Below are 6,073 nucleotides of genomic sequence, written 5' to 3'. Positions count from 1 at the left end.
AGTTACATGCGAATATAAGAGCAGGAGATTTTTCTTTTTAGAGGAAAGGTAAGAAATAAAAAGAAAATGCGTACATTTGTTGGCCTAATATAACACACACAACTATGAAAATGGACTTTCCACAGGTAGACTTGCCTACCGAAGTATTAGCATGGACGAATGTAACAGAAGACATTCTCAATATTTACAAGCAATCTTGTCGGTTGCAAGCATGTATTGTTGCCATCTGTACCGAAGGTTCGATGAAAGCCTCCATCAATCTGCTTGATTACGAAATTCACCCCAATGACTTAATAACATTATTACCGGGAACAATCATTCAGTTTCGGGAGAGAACAGAAAAAGTATGCCTTTGCTTTGCCGGCTTCTCTGCTCATTGTGCCGGACGGATCAATCTCATGAAGAATATTGGTAACGCATATCCCAAACTGATAGAACAGCCGGTAGTTCCTCTTAATGAAGAAGTAGCCAGTTATCTGAAAGACTATTTTGCTCTATTATCACGGGCCAGTTGCAATGAGAACTTCGAAATGGATTCTGAATTGGTCGAATTGTCTCTTCAGACCATTTTGACAAGCATACGATTGATATATCATAAATTTCCGGGTGAAAACGGTAGTTCGAATCGAAAAAAAGAAATCTGCCGGGAACTGATTCATGTTATCACCGAGAATTATAAAAACGAACGTCGTGCACAGTTCTACGCAGATAAATTAGGTATATCTCTTCAACATTTAAGTACGACAGTAAGACAAGTGACAGGTAAAAGTGTATTGGACACTATTGCATATATTGTCATTATGGATGCTAAAGCCAAACTGAAAGGAACCAATATGACTATCCAAGAGATAGCATATTCTCTAAACTTCCCCAGTGCCTCTTTCTTTGGCAAGTATTTCAGACGATATGTAGGAATGACGCCATTGGAATTTAGAAACAGATAATTTATACGAAGGACGATAGAAAACATAAATGGTGAGTTGTAAAACAATGAACGGTGAATAAATTGCGTATTATCCGCAAAGTATTCACCGTCTATTATTTACAGTTCGCTGTTCATAAATGACAGCTTACCATTCATCGTTTACAGCTTACAGGTTCCTGTCTTTTTATAGTTCATTTCTCATTTTCGTCCCAAGCTCAACGAATTGAGCACTACGCTCACGCTGGAGAACGCCATTGCGGCACTTGCCAGCATCGGATTCAATAACAAACCATTCAGCGGGAACAAGATACCGGCAGCAATAGGAATACCGATCAGGTTGTAAATAAACGCCCAGAAAAGGTTCTGATGAATCAGTTTGACTGTCTGCTTTGACAACTGGAAGGCTTTAGGAAGCAGCAATAAGTCCGATGTCATCAAAGTCACCATAGCCACGTCCATAGCAATATCAGTTCCTTTTCCCATAGCAATGCTGACGTCAGCCAATGCCAGTGCCTGCGAATCATTGATACCATCGCCCACCATCGCAACCTTCTTTCCCTGCATTTGAAGCTCACGTACAAATTCGGCCTTATCGTCCGGTAGAGCGTCGGCAACAAAACGTTCGATTCCTAAACGGGAAGAAACGGCTAGTGCAGTCCGTTGTCCGTCCCCCGTCAGCATACAGATGTCAATCCCTTGACGTTTCAGTTCCTTCACTGCTTCGGCAGAAGTAGCCTTTATCGGGTCGGAAACAGCAATGATAGCCAGCAACTCGTTTTCACGTCCAAAGTAAATGATGCCGTTACCGTCCGATTCATAGTGAACCAGCATTTCAGCCATCACATCGCTTACTGTCGCACTGAAATCTTTCAGGAGTTTATGACTGCCTACCCAGTAAGTATGTCCCTCATACGAGGCTTTGATTCCTTTTCCCGTAATGCTTTCAAAGCTATCCAACGCGGCAGGTTTTATTTTTTCTTCGTCCTGAAGCGCAGAGACAATAGCGCCGGCAAGCGGATGCTCCGATTTCATTTCCGCAGCTAAAAGTACATCTTTGAAATGTGGTTCCTGCGACTGCGCCCATAACCATCCGGTAGCTGTAGGATGTCCTTCAGTCAGTGTTCCCGTTTTATCCAGAACAACGACATCTACTTTGCGCATTTGTTCCAAAGCCACTGCATCTTTAATCAGAATATGCTGGCTGGCAGCTTTACCTATACCCACCATCAACGCAGTAGGTGTAGCAAGCCCCAAAGCACATGGACAAGCAATGACAAGAACAGAAACAGCCGACAAAATACCATAAGAAATATATTCACTACCACCAATGGTAACCCACAATACAAATGTCAGAATGGCAATGCCCAATACGACAGGTACAAAAATCCCCGTAATACGATCGACAATGCGTTGCACGGGAGCTTTGCTGCCCTGTGCTTCCTGCACCATAGCGATAATACGGGCAAGCACGGTTTCACTGCCTACCTGTGCGGCACGAATGATAAATGAGCCACGCTGGTTGATCGTTCCCGCCAATACTTTATCACCTTTCTTCTTTTCTACCGGAACCGGTTCACCGCTAATCATACTTTCATCGACATACGAGTCGCCTTCGGAAAGCTGACCGTCCACAGGTATTTGCTCTCCCGGGCGTACAACCACCAAATCACCTACCTGAAGTTTTTCAATCAGGATCTCCTCCTCCACTCCATTGCGCAGAACACGAGCCGCTTTAGGCTGCATTCCCATCAACTTACGGATAGCTGTCGAGGTATTTCCTTTGGCACGTTCCTCCATCAACTTTCCGGTAAGGACGAAAGCGATAATCACCGCAGAAGCCTCATAATAGACATGCGGTTCCAATCCGCGGTCATACCAGAATTCGGGGAAGAAAGTGTTGAACAGACTGAACAGAAAAGCAATGGAAGTACTAAGAGCAACCAAAGTATCCATATTGCTCCGTCCTAATTTAGCCTGTTTCCAGGCTCCGGTGAAGAAACCACCTCCGAAAAAGACCATAACAGGGATAGCAAGTACCATTTGAATCTCATTAGAGTATGGCACATGCATCAGTATCATGGAATATACCAACAATGGTACTACCAAAATCCACGCTCCAATTACCTTCCATTTCAAACGAGTGTAACGCTTATGCTGTTCCTCTTCCCGGCGTTCTTCTTTGTGGGCTTCTTCCACAATCAGATCATAACCTGCCGCAAGCACAGCCGCACGAATCTCTCCGGGAGTCAGCTGCTCTTTCTCATAAGAAACGGTCAATGTATTGGTAGCAAAATTAACGGAAGCCTCAATGACTCCCGGCAATTTTTTTACTGTTCTTTCTACATTATTGGCACATCCTGCACAATGCATATTAAGCACAGGAAATGCCTTTTTTGTTGTGTTACCCATATAATTATTGTTTACGGCCTTCCCCTCCTCTCGAAAAAGAAGTTGGGGAAGAACCCTTGTTTGTTTATAGAAACAAGCTAATACAGGTATTTGTTCAATTACTTCTTATCAGCCTTCTGATTGTCTTTCTTTGTTTCTTTTACAAATTCGGCTTCATAACTGAACTTATTAAACCCTGCCTGCAACTTCTTTACATTCGTTTTTTCAGCGTCATACGTAATGGTTACCATTTTCGTTTTTACTTCGGTCGAAATATCCTTCAACCCTTTCTCAAAACGCATATTGTCCTTTACTTTCTTTTCGCATTTCTCACAGTGCATCTGCGACACTTTAAATACAACAACACGAATATCTTTTGCCAATACAGCTGTTACACTCAAAAGAGCCACCACGCAAGTGGCCATCCATCTTTTTGTTCTCATTTTTCTTATCAGTTTAAAATTAATATTCTTTATTATGCGATCGTTTCTTTCATTCGCTATTTCCTGCTTTTACTCACTATTTCTAGCTAAGTTAAAACGTATTCCGATATATCCTTTTGCTCCGTGCACCGGTCCCCAAATCATGGTAGAATCAAAGTTGTTCCCCCAGGGATTTGCCGCATCGATAATCGGATTCTTTTGTTTGAAGTTTGTCAGGTTCTCGCCTCCTACGTAGATAGACCAGCGGCGGAAGTAACGGGTCACCTGTAAACTCAACTGTTCAAAACTGCCATAACGACGTTCCCAGGACAACTGTCCGTCTCCCAGTTCATAAGGAGTAGGCATCCTGCCGCCGCCATTCAGTTGCAGTGTGGCGTCAAACTGCCATATTCCCAGCGGAGTTTGGTAAGAAGCCGTGAGTAGTCCTTTATATTTGCTAGTCAGCGGTTTCTCCATTCGTTCACCTTTGTAGGTCGTTTTTGCATCTGTGAGCCGGTAAGCACCTGTCAGGGTGAATCCTTTGAAGAAAGGATAACTTGCTTCCACTTGGAACACATGCGAATAAGAGCGTCCATCCAAATTGTAGAAAGCTACTTCATGGGGGTTGCTATCCATATCTACGATCACTTGTTTCAGGAAATCCGTATAATAGTATTCTGCATTCACATTCAGCGTTTTGCCGAATATAGGGATATAAGTAGAGACGCTGGCACCGTAATTCCACGCTTCTTCCATATCCAGGTTCTTTGCTATTTCCACCTTACGACTGCTGGAAAGCAGGTAGTTGTTTTCCGCCAACACATGATTGGTACGATACCCTTTTCCGGCAGAAAGACGGAAATTCACATAATCATTCGGATTGTACTTAAGATGCGCACGCGGAGTCACGAAGAAACCATGTTCGTTACTGTAATCACCACGCAGACCGGCCATTACCATCCATTTATCATTCAGGTTCAACGTATATTGCACGTAAGCACCGGGAACAGCTTCCTTTTCAAAGGCTTTGAGAGGATTGTCCGTTGTATTTTCCAAACGGTAATGTTGGTCATAAGCGTCATAATTGAAGCTCAATCCAGCGGAGAAACTATTTTGCGGATTAAATTCCGTTTCAAACATCAGCGAAGCATAGACGTTGGTTTGATCCACATTATACAGTTTGCGTCCATACGTAGCATCCTGATTGTGTAAAGTGGTGGAAAGAATCAAAGCCAGGTTCGTATTCTTCTCCTTATTAAAGATATAGGCGTTCTTGGTGAAGAATTCATAGCGTTCCGTATCAATCCCTACTTTATACAGATCACCGGAGTGCATTGTCCCTCCGTGATTGGCCTGTCCGCTGGTACGTGTTTCAGAAAGGGCTTTGATACCTGCCTGAAAAACATAATGGTCGCCCATATATGCCCACCGGTTCCACACATTATATTGTTCCACCTGCGGAATATCCACAAATCCATCATCGTTGCCATCATGTGCCTTAGTCTCATTTTCGTAATGTGCCAGCAGAGAAGTGCTCCATCGTTTGGAAATTTTCAATGTAGCGTCCGCATTGGCTTCATACCGGTTGGTAGTGCTTGCAAAAAGATTGGCAGAAACCCAGTCAGCTTCCGGCAACTGCGGTTTCTTAAATTCTACGTTTATCTGTCCTGTGATGGCTTCATAACCATTCTTCACCGAAGATGTTCCTTTGGAGACCTGTATGCTCTGCATCCACGGACCGGGGACATATCCCAATCCATAAGGAGCGGCGGCTCCCCGATAATTCGGAATATTTTCCGTCAACATCTGCACATAAGTGCCGGACAGCCCCAACAATTTAATTTGTTTGGCTCCTGTTGCCGCATCGGAATAACTCACATCTACTGAAGGGTTCGTCACAAAACTTTCCCCCAGATTACAACAAGCGGCTCTACTCAATTCGGCACTGCTTATCATGTCTTCGTTCATTACGCTACTGCGCAATTTCATTGTTCCCAGTTTACGAGTGACAATATTCACTTCATTCAGTTCCACTCCATCACGAAGCACAATATCCAGTTGTTGATTTTTACTGCTCACATGAATCGTATCGTTCTGAAAACCGATAAAGCTGACAATCAGCATGTGGCTTTTGGAAGGTTTAGTGATAGAAAAACTACCATCCTCTTTCGTTGTCACTCCTTGTCCTGTATTCATCCAGAACACATTGGCACCCGGAATAGCCTCCCCGGTACTATCTTTCACTGTTCCCCATACTTGCGCATATATATTGCCGACAAATAACAGGAACAGTCCTATTATCATATATTTCATTCTTTCTAAAGTTACTTTCGAGATA

At 43.3% G+C, this 6,073-nt stretch carries 4 protein-coding genes; 1 reads left to right on the top strand and 3 read right to left on the bottom strand.

The window, feature by feature from the left end; translation table 11 throughout:
* Positions 1 to 104 precede the first annotated feature (104 nt).
* Positions 105 to 944, top strand: a complete 840-nt coding sequence (locus DW173_RS22570; protein WP_087317943.1) for a helix-turn-helix domain-containing protein — start codon at positions 105 to 107, stop codon at positions 942 to 944.
* A gap of 179 nt (positions 945 to 1,123) precedes the next feature.
* Here the strand turns inward: DW173_RS22570 and DW173_RS22565 are convergent, their stop codons facing one another.
* The 3 genes from DW173_RS22565 to DW173_RS22555 form a co-directional block, all read right to left on the bottom strand.
* Positions 1,124 to 3,334, bottom strand: coding sequence for a heavy metal translocating P-type ATPase (locus DW173_RS22565; RefSeq protein ID WP_055236213.1), 2,211 nt, complete (start codon positions 3,332 to 3,334; stop codon positions 1,124 to 1,126).
* A 98-nt stretch (positions 3,335 to 3,432) separates the two neighbouring features.
* Positions 3,433 to 3,756: a heavy-metal-associated domain-containing protein gene (locus DW173_RS22560; RefSeq protein ID WP_009041147.1), complete on the bottom strand. Its 324-nt coding sequence runs from the start codon at positions 3,754 to 3,756 to the stop codon at positions 3,433 to 3,435.
* A gap of 69 nt (positions 3,757 to 3,825) precedes the next feature.
* Positions 3,826 to 6,048: a TonB-dependent receptor gene (locus DW173_RS22555; protein WP_120145281.1), complete on the bottom strand. Its 2,223-nt coding sequence runs from the start codon at positions 6,046 to 6,048 to the stop codon at positions 3,826 to 3,828.
* Positions 6,049 to 6,073: the final 25 nt, after the last annotated feature.

Origin of the sequence: Bacteroides sp. AM16-13 (assembly GCF_003602705.1) — a bacterium.
Classification (GTDB): domain Bacteria; phylum Bacteroidota; class Bacteroidia; order Bacteroidales; family Bacteroidaceae; genus Bacteroides; species Bacteroides xylanisolvens.
This window is presented reverse-complemented; position numbering and strand designations above follow the sequence as displayed.